Genomic DNA, 19,644 nt, shown 5'->3' with positions numbered 1-19,644 from the left:
GCAGTGCAGGCAATGACTCCATGGTGCGACGGGAATCGACGGGGCGCCGATGTGGTCATCGCGGCGTCGTGCGGAACTACGGGCTTGTGCACGGTGCGGCGGACTGTTGTCCCCCACGCAATGGTGGCGGAGCTGCGTGGTGAGGAGTGGCGGCGGTCGGTGCGGGATCAGGCGGACACGGTGCAGCCGTCCCGTGGTCGTGGGCGAAGTTCGTCAGGTGGGGGTGAAGGCGAGGAGTGCACCTGTGGGGTGGATATCGCCCATGCGGGGCCGTTCGGCGCGGGGACTTGCCAACCCGGGCCGGGGTCGCGACGGTGGGGGAATGGAGCAACTGCCCGAGGATCTGGAAGCGCTGTTGGCGGAGTACGGCAGGCATCTGCGGCTCGGACGGAATCGCTCGGAGCATACGGTGCGGGCGTATCTGGGGGATGCGCGTTCGCTGCTGGACCATCTGTATATGCGGTCGGCCGATTCGGCTATCCGTGAGCTGGATCTGCTGCTGTTGCGGTCGTGGTTGGCGCGGCAGGCGGCCGCGGGCGCCGCCCGGACGACATTGGCGCGGCGGGCGTCGTCGGCGCGTACCTTCACCGCGTGGCTCACCAGCACCGGGCGACTGTCCGTCGATCCGGGACTGCGGTTGGGGTCACCCAAGGCGCATCGCGTACTCCCGGCCGTCCTCGGACCGCAGCAGGCGATCGGCGCCATGGACGCGGCGCGATCGGGCGCCGCCCAGCGCGACCCGATGGCGTTGCGGGATCGGGCGATCGTGGAATTGCTCTACGCCACCGGCATCCGGGTGAGCGAGCTGTGCGGGCTGGACATCGAGGATGTCGATCGCGAACGGCGCGTGGTGCGCGTACTCGGCAAGGGCAACAAGGAGCGATCGGCGCCGTTCGGCGCGCCCGCCGACGAGGCCGTCGGCGATTGGCTGCGCTATGGACGCCCCGCCTTCGCCACCGCCGAGTCCGGGCGCGCGCTGCTGCTCGGCCGCCGCGGCAAGCGCCTCGATCAGCGCCAGGCCAGAAGCGTGGTGCACGAGGTGGTGTCGGCCATCCCCGGCGCCCCCGATATGGGTCCGCACGGTCTGCGGCACACCGCCGCGACCCATCTCCTCGAGGGTGGCGCCGACCTGCGTGTGGTCCAGGAACTGCTCGGCCACGCCAGCATGGCGACCACACAGCTCTACACCCACGTCTCCATCGACCGCCTGAGGAAGGCACACGACCAAGCCCACCCGCGCGCCTGAGATAGGCGATCGGCCAGCCGCGGTCTCACGGGCTGACGTAGTAGTGCATCCACGCTTCTTCCCCCTGCGCTGTGTGCCAGCCGCCGGTCGCGCTATGAACGCGTCGCCAACCGCTTCGCTCGTACATCGCGATCGCCGCCGCACTGCCGGATTCGACGGTGAGCGCAGCCCGCTGCCCCCAGCTCGCTGCGATTCGCACTGCCGCCGTCAGCAAATGGGAACCGACTCCCGCCCGTCGGGCGGACGGTACGACATACAGCCGGATCACCCACGCCACGGCGGGCGTGCCGAGCAATTCACGCACGGTCATCGGTGTGTCCCCGCCTGCCCCGAGACCGACGTGTCCAACCACTTTCCCGGCATGTTCGGCGACATGAGCCGCGATGAGCTTGGCTGGGGACAGCCAGCCCAGCGGATCGGCAGGCCAGATGTCCGGGTACCGGTCGACGTCGTGTACTTGCCGGAGAGCCGCGGCGCAGTCCCGCATATCGGCGTCGGTTCGTGGCCGGATGATCATGTTCATCTGACTATGCTGGCCCCGCCGATCCTGACTCTTCATCGGCTAGGGAAAATTCCGACCATCAGTCTGCTTTGGTGTCGCGGAGGCAGGGTCCAGTATCCGTTTCCCTACAAGATCGCGCCGAAGTAGTTGAATTCCGGTGTGATCGGTGTCAGAAGGGCGCACCCTGGAAGATGCGAATCAGTGCCCCGCACTCCATGACGTACTCCGAGTGGGAAACAGGCGATGTCTACGTCGAGCGGACCACAGGCCCTGCATCGCGGACTGTACTCACTGGCAGGCCAGCCCGCGCGGCCCCGGTCGGGCGCGGAGTCGACGCTATCCCAGCCGATGGGGCGGGGAACATGGCGTGAGATTCCCCTGAACGGTGACACGCCCAGCGTGACAATAGGTCGGTCGAACGCGGCCGACATCACCGTGACAGCCGACGCGACCGTTTCTCGTCTGCACGCCATCATCGAACGAGTCTGCGACTGCTGGGTCATCATCGATGACGGCCTGTCGAAGAACGGGACTTTCATCAATGGCGAGCGTGTCGGCGGACGCAGGAAACTCAGCTCCGGCGACCGGATTCGGGTGGGCCGGTCACTACTCGTTTTCCGGGACGGCACCTCCTCCGAAGAGGAGATGACGCTCGCGCTTTCCGCGCTGCCCACCCGGAATTCGCTGACCGATGCCCAATATCAGGTTCTGGAGGCGCTCTGCCGCCCGTACGACGCGCGGAACGCGTATTCGTACCCCGCATCGAACCGTCAGATCGCGCACGATTTGTGCCTGACCGTCTCCACGGTCAAGACGCACATGCGGGCACTGTTCGACAAATTCCGCATCCCGGCCTTGCCGCCGAATCAGAAGCGCTCGTTCTTGGTCGAACGCGCGATCGAAAGCGGCGTGATAGTCGAGCACGAGCGGTGATCATTCCGGCCGGACGAGCTCCGATGCGGTGCCCGGCTAGATCGGGTCGAACCCCGCTCCGGCGCCGCCGCGCGCGTTCGCGTCGTTCATGATAGCGGTGATGTTCGCGCCGACCTCCGGACCGAGGCACGGCACGCTCAAGTATCCGTTGACCATGCCGACGAGGGTCGTGCCCACCACGACCGGTGCGCCCGAATCACCCGGAACCACGCACATCTGGGTCCAGGTCAAGGAGCCGCCGCCGAACACGTCGCCGTAGGTCAGCCCGCAGGTCCGGCCGGTGCCCCGGCCTTCCTTACAGGCGATGTCCGGGAATTGCGCAGGTCCGCCGACCTCGGTGATCGTCGTGCTGCCCACATGGTTCACGGGCGTGACTTTGCCCGGATCGAACACGATCACGGCGTAGTCCAGCTCCTCGTTGGTGTAGGCGAAGGTGCCGAGGGCGCCGGCGTTACGGTTGGCTTCGGCCACGACCGCGGATTCGGCCGCACCGCAGTGCGCGGCGGTGAACCCGACCAGGCGGCCTCCGGCGTCGCGCCCGATCGTGGTGAGTGTGCAGATGTTCTGGTCCGCGACGATGATGCCGGAGCCGCCGCCCAGTACGGCCGGTCCCTGGGCGTGTGCGGTGACTGACGACGCCCCGAATAGCGCGGCGGCCGCGGCAAGTGCCGCGGCAGCGCCCACGAGTTTCCTGAACATTGTCATCCGATAATTGAACCGCATTTATCCGTGTGCCATGGATAAATGCTCATATACATCCCGGGCCGGGCACGCCGGGGGCCGGTATCGTGATCCGGCCCCGCGACGCGGAGCCCGGCTGGAGTTGTTTCGTCACCAGACGAGACGCCACACGGTTACGACGCGGTCTGCGTCGCGACACGTGACGATCTCGTCCTCAGTGCCGTCTGTCGAGTGCGATTAAACGGCGCACACGAACACGGCGACCGCGTTGATGACCGGCGGAAGGAGCAGCAATGGGGCACAGAAAATGCCCAGAGGCCAGATCAGACCCAACGTAGCGGGCTCGACCTGGGCCGGAACCGCGGAATTATCCGCCACGGGCACAGGGGATACGTCCGGGGCCGCGGAAGCAAATCCGGAACCGAGGGCGATGACCGGTGCGACCGCTACTGCCGCTGCCGTTGCGCGCATTTTGTTCGTGATCATGATGTCTCCTGCGACTGATTGATTCACAAGCCCTCGTCTACTGAAGGCCGGCAGAATGCGTACACACCACCAACTCTGCTCGGAGGGCGCGCAGGAGACCATCAGCCCCCGGGTCGGAATAATTCATCCCGGGTGAAGCCAGGACGCGGCCCCGGCGCTACGGATCACCCGTTCGTCGCGGCGGCGGGTTCGGGCTGCGCGGCCGATTCCGCACGTCGGGCCCGTAGCAGGGCCGCGCCGAGCGCGGCGGCGGCGATGCTGAATCCAGCGCTGATCCACGCGCCGGTCGACATGGCGGCGGTGAAGGCGTCCTTGGCGGGCTCGATGTAGCCGAGCTGGAATGCCGCGCCGATGGATTCGCGCGCCGCGTCAGGGGCGTCCGCGGGCATGTTCGAGGTGAACACTCCGGCCAGCACGCTGCCCAGGATCGCGATGCTGATCGCCATACCGACCTGCTGCAACGTGTCGTTCATCGCGGAGCCGACACCGGCGTGTTCGAGGGGGATGGCGCTCATGATGGCCGCGTACGCGGCCGGTCCCGCCAAACCGCCGCCGATGCCCATCACCAGCATGCTGGCCAGGACCCCCGGGTAGCCGCTCGCCACGGCCAGGATGCCGAACGCCGCGCCCATGACGAGCAGGCCGGAGACGATGAGCGTCTTGTTGCTCAGAGTCTTTCCGAGGGTCGCGCCGAGTCCGTTGCAGACGGCCGCGGCCACGGCGTAGGGCAGCAGCGCCAGACCGGCCTTCATGGGCCCGTAGCCGAGCACGAATTGCAGGTATTGGGTCAGCATCAGCATGACCGCACCCATGCCGAAGACCATCAGGAGCAGAGTGAAGCAGGTGCCGGTGAAGTCCCGGCTGCGGAACATCGCCAATGGCAGCATCGGATGCGCCGACCGGCTCTCCCACCCGACGAACGCGAGGGCCGTCACGGCGGCCAGCACGATCATGCCGATGTTCCACTCCCGCTCGATGATCACGTAGACCGTCGCGCCGAGCGCCACGACGGACAACAGCACGCCGACGAGATCGACGGGTCGCTGCTCGCCGGTGGTCTCCGGCATCAGCGCCAAAGCCGCCACGATCGCCAGGACCGCCACCGGGATGTTGAGCAGGAACACCGACCCCCACCAATAGTGCTCGAGCAGAAAGCCGCCCAGCGTCGGTCCGGCGACGATGCCGACCATCGAGACCGTCGACCACGCCGCCATCGCCGTGCGGCGTTCGTCCTCAGCGAAGGTGGTCATCAGGATCGACAGGGTCGAGGGCATCAGCAGCGAGCCGCCGACGCCCATCGCGGCGCGGGCGGCGACGACCTGCCACGGCTCGGTGGCCAGCACGGCGGCCAGCGACGCCACGCCGAAGAGGGCCAGCCCGGTGACCAGTGCGCGCCGCCTGCCGAATCGGTCGGACAGGCTTCCGGCGGTGAGCAGTAACCCGGCGAAGACCAGCACGTAGGCGTCCAGGATCCACTGCACGTCCGACGGTGTGGCGTCCAGCTCTCGAATCAGGGACGGGATGGCGAGATTGAGCACGGTGCTGTCGAGCATCAGCACCAGCAGGGACAGGCACAGGACTCCGAGGACCCACCAACGACGCGGGTCTCGTACAACGTTCGATTCCACTCGCACAGCGTACGAGAAAAATCGAACACTGTGCGAGTGAATATAGGATCAAGGGGTGACCAAGCAGTTCACGTCGGTATGGACGAGGCAGCCGCGCCAGCCCAAGTCGTCCGGGCTGCACCGCGACCAGATCATCAGCGCGGCCGTCGAGATCCTCGACGCCGAGGGGCTGGAGTCGCTGAGCATGCGCAAGCTCGGCGCGAAACTCGGCGCGGGCGCGACCAGCCTGTACTGGCATGTCGCGAACAAGGAGGAGTTGCTCGAGCTGGTGCTCGACCAGTTCTGGGGCATGGTGCAGACCCCGGAACCCGAGCAGGCGTCCTGGCGTGAGCTGCTGACCACCTTCGCCTACAGCTTGCGTGCGACGATCCGGGCGCATCCGTGGATGACGTCGCTGGTCGGGCAGCTGCCCAGCATCGGTCCGAACTCGCTACGGCTGAGTGATCGCCTGCGGCGCGCGTTCGTCCAGGCGGGTTTCCGTGGCGTGGACATCTACCTCGCCAGCGGAACCGTGATGTGTTTCGTCCTCGGCCAGGTGATTCCGGAGATCGCCTGGGAGAAGGCCTCGGGCGGGGCCGAGATCGACACCGACGGCATACTGCGTGTGATGGACGAGCTCGCCGGTGACTATCCCGACATGCTCGCCGATTACCGGTCTACCGTGCCGAGTGATCCCGAGGTCGGGCGCGCGATGGCCTTCGATTTCGGCCTGCTCTGCGTGCTCGACGGCCTGGAGGCCCGTCTGCGCGGTACGCCGGGGTCTCCGTAGTCTGGGGCCCTGGCATCGCGCCGCCGGGAAAATTGCAACAAGTTCGACTCTGATAATGGCCGTATGAGAAAAATATTGTGCGGATGATCTGATACATGTTCCATACATTGATCGGATGGAATCCGTCCGCACGACCACGCGGCGCACGGCTGCGCCGACGCGCAGAAAGGCGTTGACGTGAGCACGCACACGGTTCTCGGCCGCGAAGTACGAATGCCGGTGCGCATCCGGCTCGCACACGCTTTCATGGCGACCTATCCGGTGCCCGCCGCGGCGGCGCAACAGCTCATCGACTATTCCGGGCTGCGCATCCTGCGGCTGCCCGGCGGGCGGGCGATGTGCACGTTGGTGTTCGTCGACTACGTCGACGGCGATCTCGGCCCCTACAACGAATTCGGCGTCTCGTTCATGGTGCGCCACCACACCTCGCGTGCGGCATCGGGATTCGGGGACCTGAAAGACCTGGCGACCGGGCGGGCCGGAGTGCTGATCCATCGGCTGCCCGTCGACGGCGATTTCACGCTGGCCGCGGGCCGGGGCATCTGGGGATTCCCGAAGGAACTCGCCGAGTTCGTCGTCGACCACGAGGGTCGCACGCGCAGCGGTGCGCTGCACCAGAACGGACAGCTGATCGCGGATCTCACCGTCCGCCCCGGGCTCAGGACGCCGGGCGGCCGCGCGACTGCATCCTCCTTCGACGCCTACTCGCACATCGACGGGGTCACTCGCTGCACGCGGTGGCGGATGCGGCCCGCCGGTATGCGAGCACGTTTCGGTGGGGCGGAATTGACCCTGGGCGAGCATCCGATCGCGGAAGAGTTGCGGTCGATCGGTTTGCCGCGGCGTGCGCTGATGTCCTCTGCCGTCTCGCGGCTGGCCATGACGTTCGAGGACGCGGTCGAGATCTGACGTATCTCGCAGATAACCAGCGGGTCACGGGCGTGCGAGGAGCGTGGACGGCCCCGAGCGTCCGGCTTAGTCTGGCGTAGCGGATCGTTTGCCAACGCTACGAGCGATGGAGTGATGCCCGTGATCGCCGCCGAGCAGCGCAGTGTTGTCGATCAACCCTGCGCACCGGGCCGGTCGCGCGTGGCGGGGCGGCGAGCGCGCAGGAGTGGTCCGGGCGCGTCGCCGGAGGGCCGCGCTCGTCCGCGGCTCGAACTACCGTTGGGTGACGTGACGCATCCCGCGAACCGAGCCGAGGCGGCGTGACGCTGCCGAATCCCGATGCCGAATCGGAAGAGGGCGAAGAGGAACTCGACTACCGCTTCACGCTCGCGAACGAACGCACCTTCCTGGCCTGGATGCGGACCTCGCTGGGATTGCTGGCCGGTGGTGTCGCGGTGCACACGCTGGTGCAGCCGTTCCGGATGGCCGGGCTCCGGCGCGCGATCGCGTTGAGCTGCCTGGTTTTGGCGGCGGTGGTCGCGGTCGGCGCGTACGCGCACTGGCGGCGCGTCGGCGTGGCCATGCGACAGGGCGGGCCGTTGCCGGACACGGTGCTGGTGCCGATCCTGTCGGCGGGCATCGCGATCGTGTCCGTGCTCGCGGGCTTGGCGGTGCTGCTGCGATGAACGCGCCGCATCTGGCCGCCGAACGTACCGCACTGGCGTGGCGGCGCACCGCGGTGGCGTCGATGGTGGTCGGCACGCTGTTCCTGCACTACGCCCTCGACAGCGGATGGCGTGCGGCCGCGATCGCGCCGATCGCCGCCGCGCTGGCGATGGTGGCGCTCGCAGTGGCCTGCTACCTGCGTAATCGCGGCTTGCGTCAAGGCCGGTACGCACACGGCGACAGCAGTGTCGCCGCGTCGGCGGTGGCGGTCGCCGTCGTCGCGGTCGCGGCAGCCGGGTTTCTCGATTCATGGCCGTGAAAGGCAGGGGCACAGCATGGTTGGTCGACACGTGAGGAGGACGACAATGAGCACAGCGAGTGAGCCCAGCGGCTTCATCGTCGCGGAGCACCAACGTGCCGCCGCCGCGCTGCTCGCGGAGGACACCGCCGACACCGCCGACGCGGAACGCGGATTCATCGCCGCGCTCGAACCCGGCGTGGTCACCTCCGAAGACGGAACCGTCGTGTGGGACAACGACTCCTACGCCTTCCTGCGCGACCCCTGCCCGGCGTCGGTTCATCCCAGCCTCTGGCGACAGTCCCGGCTGGTACTGAAGCAGGGCTTGTTCGAGGTCACGGAGGGCATCTACCAGATCCGCGGCCTGGACATCTCCAATATGACACTGGTCGAAGGCGACACCGGCGTGCTGGTGATCGATCCGCTGATCTCCGTGGAGACCGCGGCGGCGGGTCTCGCGCTCTACCGAGCACACCGTGGCGACCGTCCGGTGACGGGTCTGATCTACACCCATTCGCACGCCGACCATTTCGGCGGCGCATGGGGTGTCACGACCGCCGACGAGGTCGCCGCGGGCCGCTGTCCGGTGCTGGCGCCCGCGGGATTCCTGGAACACGCGGTGGCCGAGAACATCTACGCGGGCACGGCGATGGCGCGTCGTGCGGGGTACATGTACGGCGCTGTGCTGCCGCGCGGCCCGCTCGGCGCGGTGGGGTCGGGGCTCGGCCAGACCACCTCCGTCGGCACCGTCACGTTGATCACTCCGACGGTCGACATCACCACGACCGGACAGGCGGAGACGGTCGACGGGATACGGATGGTCTTCCAGCTCACGCCCGGCACCGAAGCGCCCGCGGAGATGAACTTGTACTTCCCCGACCGTCGCGCACTCTGCATGGCGGAGAACGCGACACACACCATGCACAACGTGCTCACCCTGCGCGGCGCGCTGGTGCGCGACGCCCATATCTGGGCGAAGTACCTGACCGAGGCGATCAATCTCTTCGCCCGCGAGTCCGACGTCGTCTTCGCGTCGCATCACTGGCCGACCTGGGGCACGTCGCGGCTCGTCGAGTTTCTCTCGCTGCAACGCGATCTGTACGGCTACCTGCACGACCAGACCGTGCGACTGCTGAACCAGGGGTACGTCGGCGCGGAGATCGCCGAGATGCTCACGCTGCCACCGGCCGTCGAACAGGCGTGGCACGCGCGCGGGTACTACGGCTCGGTCAGTCACAACGTCAAGGCCATCTACCAGCGCTATATGGGCTGGTTCGACGGCAATCCCGCCCATCTGTGGGAGCATCCACCGGTCGAATCCGCGCGGCGGCACGTCGAATTCATGGGCGGCGCGGACGAAGTGCTGCGCAAGGCGCGGGTCTCCTACGACGCAGGGGACTACCGATGGGTGGCGCAGGTGCTCAACTACGTCATCTTCGCCGAGCCGGACAACGACGCCGCCAAGGAACTGCAGGCCAGCACCTTCGAGCAACTCGGCTACGGCGCGGAGAACGCGACCTGGCGCAACTTCTATCTCAGCGGAGCCTACGAGCTGCGCTACGGCTCGTTCGGCACGCCGACCAAGGCCGAATCGCCGACCGTGGCCGCCGCGCTGACCGTCGACCAGATCTTCGACGCCTTGGCGTTGCGGGTCGACGGCCCCAAGGCGTGGGACCATCGGCTGGTGACGGATTGGATCCTCACCGACGAGGACCGCACCCATCGACTCGAACTGCGCAACGGGCGCCTGACCCACTTCGATGTCGCCCCCGGCATGACCCTTCCGGAACCCGACGCCACGTTCACCCTGACCAAGGCCACGCTGATCCGAGTGCTGTTGGCGGGCGAGGACTTCGGCGTCGCCGCGGCCGCGGGCGACATCGTCATCGAGGGGGATGTCACCAAACTCGCCGAACTGGTCAACATCTTCGACGCGCCGGATCCCGATTTCGCCATCGTCACGCCGTGATCGCCGGGGAGATGTAGGCGCGTGCCTCTTGTCGTCGCCAGCTACCGGCGGCCACATGTCCATGCCGACACGGCGAACTCGGTCAGCGCCGCGGCGGCGACCAGCGTCGAGCGCTGTGATCGGGACCGAGTCCATGTGCCGACGTTCGTCGCGGCCGCCCGCCGAGAGGGGTCCGCGAGCGCTTCGGGCGGAAATCCGCCCGCGCACATACTGCGCGGTGGGCTCTGCGCCCGCCAGGAGGCTGGTTCGGCAACGTCGCCCGACGGCGGCCGACGCATCGCTCGGCCGCATCCGAGGCCGCTGCCGACCACGCTCAGACGGAGGTCGGCAGCGCCGCGATATATCTGCCCGCGACGAAGCGCTGAATGAGCCGCACCACCGGTCCGCCGAGTCGCGTGAACCAGGCAGCCGGACGGGAAAAGGCGATGACCAGCCCGTACACGGTTTCGTCGCCCTGGTCGTATTCGACCGCGAACAGTTCCTCGCCCGCCGCCGGATGCCCCGGCAATGTTCCATAGGCGAAACCTCGCCGGTCGGGTTCATCGAGCACGTACACCACGCGGCAGGGCGCGGTGATCCCCAGCGGACCGACTCCCAGCCGCACGGTGACAGCGCTGCCCGGCTCGGCCGTCGGGGTGTCGGCGTATCGGAAGATGCCGGTGCCCTTCTGTACCCGATAGGCCAGGATCTCCGCGCCCGCGTGCTCGAACAACGCGCGGCCCCGGCCGATCGGACGCCGCAGCGTGAGCCGGTGATACCCCTCCGGCAGCACACCTCTGGTCGCACCGACCTCGCGATACGTGAACGGTGGCCGGTCGAGCCCATCCTCCATGCGTCGATCTTCGCCTCCCGGCGCGCGGCCCTGCCACTTCGAACCTCGTCCCGGCGATTCGCGGCTCCGCTGAAGCGGCGGCGCAGCCCGGGGCGACCGTCCGTGGACAACGCCGCCGACGCCGCTCGCGGGCGCACCGGTTTCAGCCGCACGGGAGTCAGACGGAGGAGCCCGAGCGGATCCAGGTATTCGCGTTCGCGACGTCCACTGCCCTCGGCACGCGCTCCCCAGTGCAGGCACGGCGTCGCGCAGCCCGGGTGGCCGGACTCCAGCGTGCCGATTCGGGTGCCGCGCGCGACTCGCCTGCCCACCGTGACCTCGGCGCGGACCGGCTCATAGGTCGTGCGAAGGCCGCCGGGGTGATCGATCGACACGACCGGCTTGTCGGCCACCGTTCCCGCGAACACGACTATCCCTTCTCCCGCGGCCAGCACGGGCTGCCCTTCGGCTCCGGCCAGGTCGACCCCGCGATGCCCCGGCAGCCAGTTGTGCGCGGGCTTGTCGAAGCGCCGCACCACCGCGGGCCGCGGTTGCAGCGGCCAGCCGAACCGGCCCTCGGGTGCCGCGGTGGCCGTCGGCTCCATCGAGAGGACCGCGACGACGCCGAGTCCCAGTACCCACGCGAGCGGGTGACGTACCCGCGTGCCGGTCGACGGAGTCATGGGAACCGGGTCGAGACCGCCGAGGGAGCCGTCCCGGCTGTGCATGCGGATTCCACCTGCTCACAGGAGGGGAATTCGGACGATGTGGAGCCGCGGCCAGGACGGTCGTCCTCGGCGCCCGGGTCGGACTGCCGGAACCGGAACGGTGCGCGGCGCAGCAATCCGGGAAGGGAGGGGAGGCAGACGGAACCCGCGCATGCCCCGAGCGCGGGTTCCGCGACGTGTGAATGGGCCGCGGCCGGTGGCGCGGAGACGACGCCGAGGACGAACAACAGCGGGATGAGCAACGTCGTCGTCGTGGAGATCGGTTTCATGCCTCCACTCTCCGGCGGCGCGGACGCCCAGAGCGGGGCGAACCGAGGAATGTGGACAACCTCCTCGCCTGTGAAAAATCTGCGTTTCACCTGGTCGCAGGCTTCGGATCCGGCCGATTTAGGTCTGGCCGCCCCCAGGCCGTAAACTGGTCGAGCGGTCTGTGCGTGCACGGACCGACTTCGCGCGCCACCCGTGCTTGTTCGTAACGGCGCTGTTCGATCGAGCTCAACAGCTTTGGGTTCGCGGCAGCGTGTTCGGAACAAGGAATCGCCGGCTGGTCCCACCCTCGCGGTCGGGTCCGACGATTCGGCGGCGCCAGGGCAGCGGATCGCCGATTCGCTGCGTCAACCGGCCAAACGAAAGAGAGATACGAGAGCCATGGCTGTCGTAACCATGAAGCAGCTGCTCGACAGCGGCGCACACTTCGGGCACCAGACGCGGCGCTGGAACCCGAAGATGAAGCGGTTCATCTTCACCGACCGCAACGGCATCTACATCATCGACCTGCAGCAGACGCTGACCTACATCGACAAGGCCTACGAGTTCGTCAAGGAGACCGTCGCCCACGGTGGCACCGTCCTCTTCGTCGGCACCAAGAAGCAGGCCCAGGAGTCGATCGCGGCCGAGGCGACTCGCGTCGGGATGCCCTACGTCAACCAGCGCTGGCTGGGCGGCATGCTCACCAACTTCTCCACCGTGCACAAGCGTCTGCAGCGCCTCAAGGAGCTCGAGGCCATGGAGCAGACCGGTGGCTTCGAGGGTCGCACCAAGAAGGAAATCCTCATGCTGACGCGTGAGATGAACAAGCTGGAGCGCACCCTCGGCGGTATTCGCGACATGCAGAAGGTGCCCTCGGCCATCTGGGTCGTCGACACCAACAAGGAGCACATCGCCGTCGGCGAGGCGCGCAAGCTGAACATCCCGGTCATCGCGATCCTGGACACCAACTGCGACCCCGACCTGGTCGACTACCCGATCCCGGGCAACGACGACGCGATCCGTTCCGCGGCCCTGCTGACCAAGGTCGTCGCCTCCGCGGTGGCCGAGGGCGTGCAGGCGCGCGCCGGTCTGTCCACGGGCGACGAGAAGCCCGAGGCGGGCGCTGGCGAGCCGCTGGCCGAGTGGGAGCAGGAGCTGCTCGCGCAGGCCGCACCCGGCGCTGAGGCCGCCGAGACCTCGGCCGAGGCCTGAGACTCGTAACCAGCTGTTTCGGCGGCGATCACGAGCGAGTGCCATCGTGATCGCCGCTGCCAGAAACTCACACTTCCCAAAGGAGGCTCGCCGAGAATGGCGAACTACACCGCTGCCGATGTGAAGCGGCTCCGGGAGCTGACCGGCTCCGGCATGATGGACTGCAAGAACGCGCTGGCCGAGACCGACGGCGACTTCGACAAGGCCGTCGAGCTGCTGCGCATCAAGGGCGCCAAGGACGTCGGCAAGCGTGCCGAGCGGACCACCGCCGAAGGCCTCGTCGCCGCCAAGGACGGCGTCATGGTCGAGATCAACTCCGAGACCGACTTCGTCGCGAAGAACGCGGAGTTCCAGCAGCTGGCCGAGCAGATCGTCGCCGCGGCGGCGGCCGCCAAGCCCGCCGACCTGGAGACGCTGAAGGCCCTCGACCTGGGCGGCAAGACCGTCGACGAGGCCGTGCAGGCGCTCGCCGCGAAGATCGGCGAGAAGCTCGAGCTGCGCCGGGTGGTCTCGCTGAACGGCCCGGTGGCCACCTACCTGCACAAGCGTGCCTCGGACCTGCCGCCCGCCGTCGGCGTGATGGTCGAGTACACCGGTGCGGGCGACGCCGCGGCCGAGGCCGCTCGCGCCGCCGCCATGCAGGTCGCCGCGCTCAAGGCCAAGTACGTGACCCGCGACGAGGTTCCGGCCGAGATCGTGGAGAACGAGCGCCGCATCGCCGAGCAGACCGCTCGCGAAGAGGGCAAGCCCGAGGCCGCGCTGCCGAAGATCACCGAGGGCCGCGTGAACGGCTTCTTCAAGGACGTCGTGCTGCTGGAGCAGCCGTCGGTCACCGATGCCAAGAAGACCGTCAAGGCGCTGCTGGACGAGGCCGGTGTCACCGTCACCCGCTTCGCCCGCTTCGAGGTCGGCGCGAACTGATCGCCGCACCCCCAGCGTGCAGGCCCCCCGCCGACCGAGTGAACGCCGGTTGACGGGGGGCCTTCTGCTGCCGCTCGAACCGAATAAGGCAGGATAGGTGCCGCTCCGATTTGTTCCACGTCACAGGCGCCTGCCGTGAGCACCAATCGCCGGAAGAACGACAATCCACCGCCGAAGGAGACTGGAGACCCATGACGGACCCGGGGACCGACCGCCCAGGATATCGCCGGGTGCTGCTCAAGCTGGGCGGTGAGATGTTCGGCGGAGGCAAGGTCGGGTTGGACCCGGATGTGGTGCAGACCGTCGCCGAGCAGATCGCCGAGGTGGTCGCGACGGGGGTCCAGGTTGCCGTGGTGATCGGCGGCGGGAACTTCTTCCGCGGCGCCGAGCTCGAGGAGCGCGGCATGGAGCGGGCCCGCTCCGACTACATGGGCATGCTCGGCACGGTCATGAACAGCCTTGCGCTGCAAGACTTTCTGCAGCAGCAGGGCGTGGACACCCGGGTGCAGACCGCGATCACCATGGGGCAGGTCGCCGAACCCTATCTCCCGCTGCGCGCCAAGCGGCACCTGGAGAAGGGCCGGGTGGTCATCTTCGGTGCAGGCATGGGCATGCCGTACTTCTCCACCGACACCACCGCCGCGCAGCGTGCCTTGGAGATCGGCGCGGACGTGGTCCTGATGGCCAAGGCGGTCGACGGCGTGTTCACCGCCGACCCGCGCGTCGACGAGACCGCGACCATGTACTCCGAGATCACCCACAAGGAGGTCATCGAGCGCGACCTCAAGGTCGCCGACGCGACCGCCTTCAGCCTGTGCATGGACAACCAGATGCCGATTCTGGTGTTCAATTTGTTGACCAAGGGCAATATCGCCCGCGCGGTCGCCGGTGAGAAGATCGGCACATTGGTTCGGTCCTGATACCCCGCGGACCGCGGATCATGACATGACGACGCTGTGGAGGAAACGGTCGTGATTGAAGAAGCGCTCTTCGACGCCGAGGAGAAGATGGAGAAGGCCGTCTCGGTGGCGAAGGACGATCTCGGAACCATTCGCACCGGTCGGGCGAATCCGGGCATGTTCTCCCGGGTCGTCGTGGACTACTACGGTGCGCCGACCCCGATCACCCAGATGTCCAGCATCACGGTGCCGGAGCCGCGCATGGTCGTGATCAAACCCTATGAGGCCAACCAGCTCGGGGCGATCGAAACCGCGATCCGGAACTCGGATCTCGGGGTCAACCCGACCAACAACGGCGACATCATCCGGATCTCGGTGCCGCAGCTGACCGAGGAGCGCCGCCGCGAACTGGCCAAGCAGGCCAAGGGCAAGGGGGAGGACGCCAAGGTCGCCATCCGCAATGTCCGCCGCAAGGCCATGGACGAGCTGGCGCGCATCCAGAAAGATGGCGAGGCGGGCGAGGACGAGGTCGGCCGCGCCGAGAAGGAACTCGACAAGACCACCGCCAAGTATGTCGGACAGGTCGATGAACTGGTGAAGCACAAGGAAGCCGAACTGCTCGAGGTCTGACGCCGACCGGCGGCAGCAACAACCGGCGCACAGTCCGGTTCGCAAGCGATACCGAAGGCACGGGGAATGCCGCCAGGGGAACCGGCGGCATGAGCGGCAGGCCCGGAGGCGGTAGCTTGCGTAACCGCGAAGGGTGCCGGAACGCCGCCGGTGCGACACAGCGGAGGGCCCGCCAGGGCGGGGGATGAACGGAACGACGAGTGAGCGACGGGACAATCGTGGCCGAGAACGCCGCCGCGACCGGTGCGGCCGAGGAGCCGCCGGTGAACGGTAGAGCCGATGCGAGGCAAGTGCACGCGAACGATGCCGGCACGGCCGAACCTCTAGCCACGTCCGAGGGCGATGCGGGGGCCGCCCATCCCGACCCGGCATCGAGCGGTTCCCGGGCGGGCCGCAACCTGCCGGCCGCGCTGAGCGTCGGCTTCGGGCTCGGCTTGTCGCTGATCGGGATCCTGCTGTTCGTGCCGAAGGTGTTCATCGGCGTCGCGGCGGCCGGAGTGGGCGTGGCCACCTGGGAGGTCGCCAAGCGCCTGCGGGAAGCGGACGTGCTGGTTCCCCGGGTTCCGCTGATCCTCGGCGGTCAGGCGGTGTTCTGGCTCGGCTGGCCGTACGGCGCGAGCGGTGTCACCGGCGCGTTCGCCGCCACCACGCTGGTCTGCATGGCGTGGCGGTTGTTCGACCACGGTCTGCGCACCGCGCCGCGAAACTTCTTGCGGGACACCGCCATCACGGTCTTCACGCTGGCGTGGATTCCGCTGCTCGCCTCGTTCGCGACCCTGCTGCTGCTCGAGCCGGACGGCAACCTGCGGGTGCTGACCTTCATGATCCTGGTGGTCTGCTCCGATGTCGGCGGCTACGTGGCGGGCGTGCTGTTCGGCAAGCACCCGATGGTGCCCTCGATCAGCCCGAAGAAGTCGTGGGAAGGGTTCTGCGGTTCGCTGGTGTTCAGCGTGATCGGCGGCCTGCTGACGGTGACGCTGTTGCTCGAGGCCAACTCGATGATCGGCGTCGTCCTGGGCGTCGGCTTGGTGCTGGTGGCCACCTGCGGTGATCTGATCGAATCCCAGATCAAGCGCGAACTGGGCATCAAGGACATGGGTACGCTGCTGCCGGGCCACGGCGGCATCATGGACCGCCTCGACTCCATGCTGCCTTCGGCGTTCGTTTCCTGGCTGGTGCTGTCCACCCTGATCTGAGCGGTCAGCGTTGCTTGGCTCGGCGGCGCAACTGCAGAATGCGCACTCCGCCGACCGACGCCATGACCAGCGCGCCGCCGATCACCGACAACAGCACTGTGATGCCGAGCGGGAGCGTGAAGTCCCAGAACAGCAGGTGCACCTGCACCTCATCGAGGTTCTGCACGATGAAGATCAGCAAGACGACCAGGATGAGGACGCCGACGACCAGCCCCGTCCAGGCGTAGCCGGTCCGCGAGGACAACGATTTCTCGGCCGGGGGCACGGGGCCGCGGCCCGGCTGTGTGGTGCGTGGGTGCGCTAGGTCCGGGTCCGGTTCCGGCGTGTGGTCAGGGTGGGTGGACATACCTCGATCATGGCGGACCGCTATCACCGGCGCTGGGATTTGCTCGCAACCAACCGGGCATGTCGGGGCGACGTGGGCCAGCTTCGCGTGGATGGGACAATGGAGCAACTATGACGGTCTCCCTGCCCCTCGTTTTCGATGCACCGCGCCGCGGCATGCCGCCGCGCCATCTCGCCGACCTCGACGCCGAGGGCAGGCGCGCGGCCGTCGAGGAACTGGGTCTGCCGAAGTTCCGCGCCGACCAGATCGCCCGGCAGTACTACGCGCGATTGCAGGCGGATCCGGCCGGAATGACCGACCTGCCCGCCGCCGTGCGGGAGAAGATCGGCGAGGCGCTGTTCCCGCCGCTGCTCACCGAGGTACGGCACGTGGTCTGCGACGAGGGCACCACCCGCAAGACCCTGTGGCGCGCGGGCGATGGCACCCTGCTGGAAAGCGTGCTCATGCGCTACCCGGACCGCAACACGCTGTGCATCTCCAGCCAGGCGGGCTGCGGTATGGCCTGCCCGTTCTGCGCCACCGGCCAGGGCGGCCTGAACCGCAACCTGTCCACCGCCGAGATCATCGACCAGGTGCGCGCCGCGGCCGCCGCTCTGCGCGACGGCGAGGTGGCGGGCGGCCCCGGCCGTCTGTCGAACATCGTGTTCATGGGCATGGGGGAGCCGCTGGCCAACTACAAGCGCGTGGTCGCCGCCGTCCGCCGGATCACTTCGCCTGCGCCGGACGGTTTGGGCATCTCCCAGCGCAACGTGGTCGTCTCCACGGTCGGCCTGGCCCCCGCCATCCGCAAACTCGCCGACGAGGGTATGTCGGTGACCCTGGCCGTCTCGCTGCACACTCCCGACGACGAGCTGCGCGACACGCTGGTTCCGGTCAACAACCGCTGGCCGGTATCCGAAGTCCTCGATGCCGCACGGTATTACGCCGACAAGACCGGGCGTCGCGTCTCGGTCGAGTACGCCCTGATCCGTGACATCAACGATCACCCGTGGCGTGCGGACATGCTCGGGGAGAAGCTGCACAAGGCCCTCGGCTCCCGCGTGCACGTCAACCTCATCCCGCTCAACCCCACCCCGGGCAGCAAGTGGGACGCCAGCCCCAAGCCTGTCGAGCGCGAATTCGTCCGTCGCGTGGAGGCCAAGGGCGTCCCGTGCACCGTCCGCGACACCCGCGGTCAGGAGATCGCCGCCGCCTGCGGGCAGCTCGCCGCCGAAGCCTGACCCGGCACCAGCGGCGAGACCCGCTGCTTCACCGCGAGATGAGCGAATCGAGGGCTTCTCGGGCGCGGGGGGCGTGCAGGGGTGAGAAGTAGGGGTTCGTCCGCAGTGCGCCGGTCAGCGCGGCGGCGGCCTCATCGGTGCGGCCGAGCGCCGCGAGGATCATGCCACGATGGTAGGCGAGGGCCGCGCTGCGCCAGCCCAGGGCGGTGGCGCGGTCGGCGTAGACGATCGCCTCGTCGTCGCGGCCTGCCTTGTGCAGCGCCCAGGCCAGGCCGTCGGCGGTGAGAATGCTCTGGCGGCGGTCGAACTCCAGCCGTGCCAATCGCACCGCCTCCACGGGATCGCCGTGTTCCGCGGCGAGCAGGGCGGCGTCCAGGTACTCGGTGGCGCCCTGCCGCTCGAGCCGCCGGAACTGGTCGGAGACCTCGCGATACTCGGCGGCCGCCGCATCGGGTCGGCCCGCCGAGTCGAGCAGCTCGCCGAACTCGATCAGATACTCCGGCAGCGGTGCCCGGGCGGTCAATGCCGTGTATTGCGCGATCGACGCTTCGACATCGCCGCGAGCGGCGAGCACCTTGGCGGTTCCCTGCAACAGTGCGGCGTTGTCCGGGTTCGCCAGAAGACCCGCCCGATATTCGTTTTCGGCCTCGTCGAGGTTGCCGGTGTTGAAGGCGAGTTCGCCGAGGTGGTAGCGGCAGAAGGCGATCTGGTCGGAGGTGGTGGCGGCGGCGAGCGCCATCCGCAGGGCCTGCCGGGCGTCGTCGGTACGGCCGTGCAGTTCGAGGTCGTACGCGGCGCGAGTGAACGACGGAACACCGGGGCGCAGGTCGAGCATCTGTTGGACCGCCGCGGTGGCGGCGTCGGTCTCGCCGAGTTGGGTCAACGCGTCGATCAGGATGCCGTAGACGTCGGCACTGTTCGGCCGCAGCGTCAGGGCTTGTTCGGCGTGGCGGCGAGCGGCGGTGAAGTCGTGCCGGGCGTTGGCGAGCGCGCCGAGGCCGATCAGCGCTTCGGCGTTCTCGTCGGGCTTCAGCTCCAGCGATCGATCCAGCGCCCGCTGCGCCTGACCGTAGTTCTCCGGATTCCCGGTGATACGGGCCAATTCGACGTAGGCGGCGCCGAGCGCGGCCCAGCCGGTCGCGTTGCCCGGCACTCGGTCCAGCTGTTGTCGCATCTGCGTGATCTGCGCGGCCAACGGGTCGGCGGGGATCGGATCGGCGGTCGATGATCTGTCGGGCAGTAATGCGGTTGTGCTCACAATGGCAGCGAGCAGCCCGATCAGGAGGAGTACGAACACAGGCTTGCGGAGCGCACGGGAAAGCAATTCGGACATGTCGGGACCTCGGATGGTGGAACGAACTCGGTG

At 68.0% G+C, this 19,644-nt stretch carries 20 protein-coding genes and 1 pseudogene; 13 read left to right on the top strand and 8 right to left on the bottom strand.

Annotated features, from left to right (window positions below; all coding sequences use genetic code 11):
• Positions 1-322 precede the first annotated feature (322 nt).
• The gene (locus ON34_RS17830) at positions 323-1,246 is read left to right on the top strand and encodes a tyrosine recombinase XerC (protein ID WP_040780663.1); all 924 of its coding nucleotides are present in this window, start codon (positions 323-325) and stop codon (positions 1,244-1,246) included.
• Between the two features lie 25 nt (positions 1,247-1,271).
• On the opposite strand, the gene ON34_RS17825 is transcribed toward ON34_RS17830, so the two are convergent.
• A complete protein-coding gene (locus tag ON34_RS17825) occupies positions 1,272-1,769 on the bottom strand; it encodes a GNAT family N-acetyltransferase (RefSeq protein ID WP_051022801.1) in 498 nt (165 codons plus the stop codon).
• Between the two features lie 327 nt (positions 1,770-2,096).
• Between ON34_RS17825 and ON34_RS17820 the strand changes: the two genes are divergently transcribed.
• Positions 2,097-2,681 (top strand): FHA domain-containing protein, encoded by a 585-nt coding sequence (locus ON34_RS17820; RefSeq protein WP_051022800.1) that lies wholly within the window; start codon positions 2,097-2,099, stop codon positions 2,679-2,681.
• A 36-nt stretch (positions 2,682-2,717) separates the two neighbouring features.
• Here the strand turns inward: ON34_RS17820 and ON34_RS17815 are convergent, their stop codons facing one another.
• Positions 2,718-3,380 carry a chymotrypsin family serine protease gene (locus tag ON34_RS17815; RefSeq protein ID WP_040780661.1) on the bottom strand — a complete coding sequence of 221 codons (663 nt, stop codon included), beginning with the start codon at positions 3,378-3,380 and terminating at the stop codon, positions 2,718-2,720.
• A 632-nt stretch (positions 3,381-4,012) separates the two neighbouring features.
• The gene (locus ON34_RS17810) at positions 4,013-5,476 is read right to left on the bottom strand and encodes an MFS transporter (RefSeq protein WP_040780660.1); all 1,464 of its coding nucleotides are present in this window, start codon (positions 5,474-5,476) and stop codon (positions 4,013-4,015) included.
• 55 nt (positions 5,477-5,531) lie between these two features.
• Between ON34_RS17810 and ON34_RS17805 the strand changes: the two genes are divergently transcribed.
• The 5 genes from ON34_RS17805 (at position 5,532) to ON34_RS17785 (ending at position 10,066) form a co-directional block, all read left to right on the top strand.
• Positions 5,532-6,245, top strand: a complete 714-nt coding sequence (locus tag ON34_RS17805; RefSeq protein ID WP_040780658.1) for a TetR/AcrR family transcriptional regulator — start codon at positions 5,532-5,534, stop codon at positions 6,243-6,245.
• Between the two features lie 177 nt (positions 6,246-6,422).
• Positions 6,423-7,154, top strand: a complete 732-nt coding sequence (locus ON34_RS17800; RefSeq protein ID WP_040780657.1) for an acetoacetate decarboxylase family protein — start codon at positions 6,423-6,425, stop codon at positions 7,152-7,154.
• Between the two features lie 299 nt (positions 7,155-7,453).
• Entirely contained in the window at positions 7,454-7,819 is a 366-nt protein-coding gene (locus ON34_RS17795) for a YidH family protein (RefSeq protein ID WP_040780655.1), read from the top strand.
• A complete protein-coding gene (locus tag ON34_RS17790) occupies positions 7,816-8,118 on the top strand; it encodes a DUF202 domain-containing protein (protein WP_051022799.1) in 303 nt (100 codons plus the stop codon). Before ON34_RS17795 ends, ON34_RS17790 begins: the two co-directional genes overlap by 4 nt.
• Before the next feature lie 46 nt (positions 8,119-8,164).
• Positions 8,165-10,066: an alkyl/aryl-sulfatase gene (locus tag ON34_RS17785; protein WP_040780654.1), complete on the top strand. Its 1,902-nt coding sequence runs from the start codon at positions 8,165-8,167 to the stop codon at positions 10,064-10,066.
• 313 nt (positions 10,067-10,379) lie between these two features.
• Here the strand turns inward: ON34_RS17785 and ON34_RS17780 are convergent, their stop codons facing one another.
• From ON34_RS17780 to ON34_RS17775, 3 genes and pseudogenes are all read right to left on the bottom strand, one after another.
• Positions 10,380-10,898, bottom strand: a complete 519-nt coding sequence (locus tag ON34_RS17780; protein ID WP_040780653.1) for a DUF1990 domain-containing protein — start codon at positions 10,896-10,898, stop codon at positions 10,380-10,382.
• A 134-nt stretch (positions 10,899-11,032) separates the two neighbouring features.
• Positions 11,033-11,482: pseudogene (locus ON34_RS34705) on the bottom strand (M23 family metallopeptidase); the annotation flags it as partial.
• Positions 11,483-11,556: 74 nt separating this feature from the next.
• Complete coding sequence (locus ON34_RS17775; protein WP_040780652.1) at positions 11,557-11,874, bottom strand: hypothetical protein; 318 nt, start codon at positions 11,872-11,874, stop codon at positions 11,557-11,559.
• A 379-nt stretch (positions 11,875-12,253) separates the two neighbouring features.
• On the opposite strand from ON34_RS17775, the gene rpsB reads away from it, so the two are divergent.
• The 5 genes from rpsB to ON34_RS17750 all read left to right on the top strand — a co-directional run bounded on the left by rpsB (position 12,254) and on the right by ON34_RS17750 (position 16,712).
• Complete coding sequence (gene rpsB, locus ON34_RS17770; RefSeq protein WP_040780651.1) at positions 12,254-13,066, top strand: 30S ribosomal protein S2; 813 nt, start codon at positions 12,254-12,256, stop codon at positions 13,064-13,066.
• 96 nt (positions 13,067-13,162) lie between these two features.
• Positions 13,163-13,987 (top strand): translation elongation factor Ts, encoded by an 825-nt coding sequence (gene tsf, locus ON34_RS17765; RefSeq protein ID WP_040780649.1) that lies wholly within the window; start codon positions 13,163-13,165, stop codon positions 13,985-13,987.
• Positions 13,988-14,178: 191 nt separating this feature from the next.
• Entirely contained in the window at positions 14,179-14,907 is a 729-nt protein-coding gene (pyrH, locus tag ON34_RS17760; RefSeq protein WP_040780648.1) for a UMP kinase, read from the top strand.
• A 51-nt stretch (positions 14,908-14,958) separates the two neighbouring features.
• Positions 14,959-15,516 carry a ribosome recycling factor gene (frr, locus tag ON34_RS17755; RefSeq protein ID WP_040780781.1) on the top strand — a complete coding sequence of 186 codons (558 nt, stop codon included), beginning with the start codon at positions 14,959-14,961 and terminating at the stop codon, positions 15,514-15,516.
• A 290-nt stretch (positions 15,517-15,806) separates the two neighbouring features.
• A complete protein-coding gene (locus ON34_RS17750; RefSeq protein ID WP_040780779.1) occupies positions 15,807-16,712 on the top strand; it encodes a phosphatidate cytidylyltransferase in 906 nt (301 codons plus the stop codon).
• A 4-nt stretch (positions 16,713-16,716) separates the two neighbouring features.
• On the opposite strand, the gene ON34_RS17745 is transcribed toward ON34_RS17750, so the two are convergent.
• On the bottom strand, positions 16,717-17,058 hold the full coding sequence (locus ON34_RS17745; protein WP_040780647.1) for a LapA family protein: 342 nt from the start codon (positions 17,056-17,058) through the stop codon (positions 16,717-16,719).
• A 110-nt stretch (positions 17,059-17,168) separates the two neighbouring features.
• Here ON34_RS17745 and rlmN point away from each other — a divergent pair, with 110 nt between their 5' ends.
• A complete protein-coding gene (rlmN, locus tag ON34_RS17740) occupies positions 17,169-18,278 on the top strand; it encodes a dual-specificity RNA methyltransferase RlmN (RefSeq protein ID WP_040780646.1) in 1,110 nt (369 codons plus the stop codon).
• Between the two features lie 28 nt (positions 18,279-18,306).
• On the opposite strand, the gene ON34_RS17735 is transcribed toward rlmN, so the two are convergent.
• Positions 18,307-19,611, bottom strand: coding sequence for a tetratricopeptide repeat protein (locus ON34_RS17735; RefSeq protein ID WP_040780645.1), 1,305 nt, complete (start codon positions 19,609-19,611; stop codon positions 18,307-18,309).
• Between the last annotated feature and the right edge of the window lie 33 nt (positions 19,612-19,644).

The sequence above is a fragment of the Nocardia pneumoniae NBRC 100136 genome (genome assembly GCF_000308755.1).
In the GTDB taxonomy this organism is placed as follows: domain Bacteria; phylum Actinomycetota; class Actinomycetes; order Mycobacteriales; family Mycobacteriaceae; genus Nocardia; species Nocardia pneumoniae.
The sequence above is the reverse complement of the archived record's forward strand: the minus strand, read 5'-3'. Positions and strand labels throughout refer to the sequence as shown.

Excerpts from the sequence above, each read along its gene's own strand:
- ON34_RS17830 (WP_040780663.1), top strand. The coding sequence starts at position 323 with ATGGAGCAACTGCCCGAGGATCTGGAAGCGCTGTTGGCGGAGTACGGC.
- ON34_RS17825 (WP_051022801.1), bottom strand. The coding sequence starts at position 1,769 with ATGAACATGATCATCCGGCCACGAACCGACGCCGATATGCGGGACTGC.
- ON34_RS17820 (WP_051022800.1), top strand. The coding sequence starts at position 2,097 with ATGGGGCGGGGAACATGGCGTGAGATTCCCCTGAACGGTGACACGCCC.
- ON34_RS17815 (WP_040780661.1), bottom strand. The coding sequence starts at position 3,380 with ATGTTCAGGAAACTCGTGGGCGCTGCCGCGGCACTTGCCGCGGCCGCC.
- ON34_RS17790 (WP_051022799.1), top strand. The coding sequence starts at position 7,816 with ATGAACGCGCCGCATCTGGCCGCCGAACGTACCGCACTGGCGTGGCGG.
- ON34_RS17785 (WP_040780654.1), top strand. The coding sequence starts at position 8,165 with ATGAGCACAGCGAGTGAGCCCAGCGGCTTCATCGTCGCGGAGCACCAA.
- ON34_RS17780 (WP_040780653.1), bottom strand. The coding sequence starts at position 10,898 with ATGGAGGATGGGCTCGACCGGCCACCGTTCACGTATCGCGAGGTCGGT.
- ON34_RS17775 (WP_040780652.1), bottom strand. The coding sequence starts at position 11,874 with ATGAAACCGATCTCCACGACGACGACGTTGCTCATCCCGCTGTTGTTC.
- rpsB (WP_040780651.1), top strand. The coding sequence starts at position 12,254 with ATGGCTGTCGTAACCATGAAGCAGCTGCTCGACAGCGGCGCACACTTC.
- tsf (WP_040780649.1), top strand. The coding sequence starts at position 13,163 with ATGGCGAACTACACCGCTGCCGATGTGAAGCGGCTCCGGGAGCTGACC.
- pyrH (WP_040780648.1), top strand. The coding sequence starts at position 14,179 with ATGACGGACCCGGGGACCGACCGCCCAGGATATCGCCGGGTGCTGCTC.
- ON34_RS17745 (WP_040780647.1), bottom strand. The coding sequence starts at position 17,058 with ATGTCCACCCACCCTGACCACACGCCGGAACCGGACCCGGACCTAGCG.
- rlmN (WP_040780646.1), top strand. The coding sequence starts at position 17,169 with ATGACGGTCTCCCTGCCCCTCGTTTTCGATGCACCGCGCCGCGGCATG.
- ON34_RS17735 (WP_040780645.1), bottom strand. The coding sequence starts at position 19,611 with ATGTCCGAATTGCTTTCCCGTGCGCTCCGCAAGCCTGTGTTCGTACTC.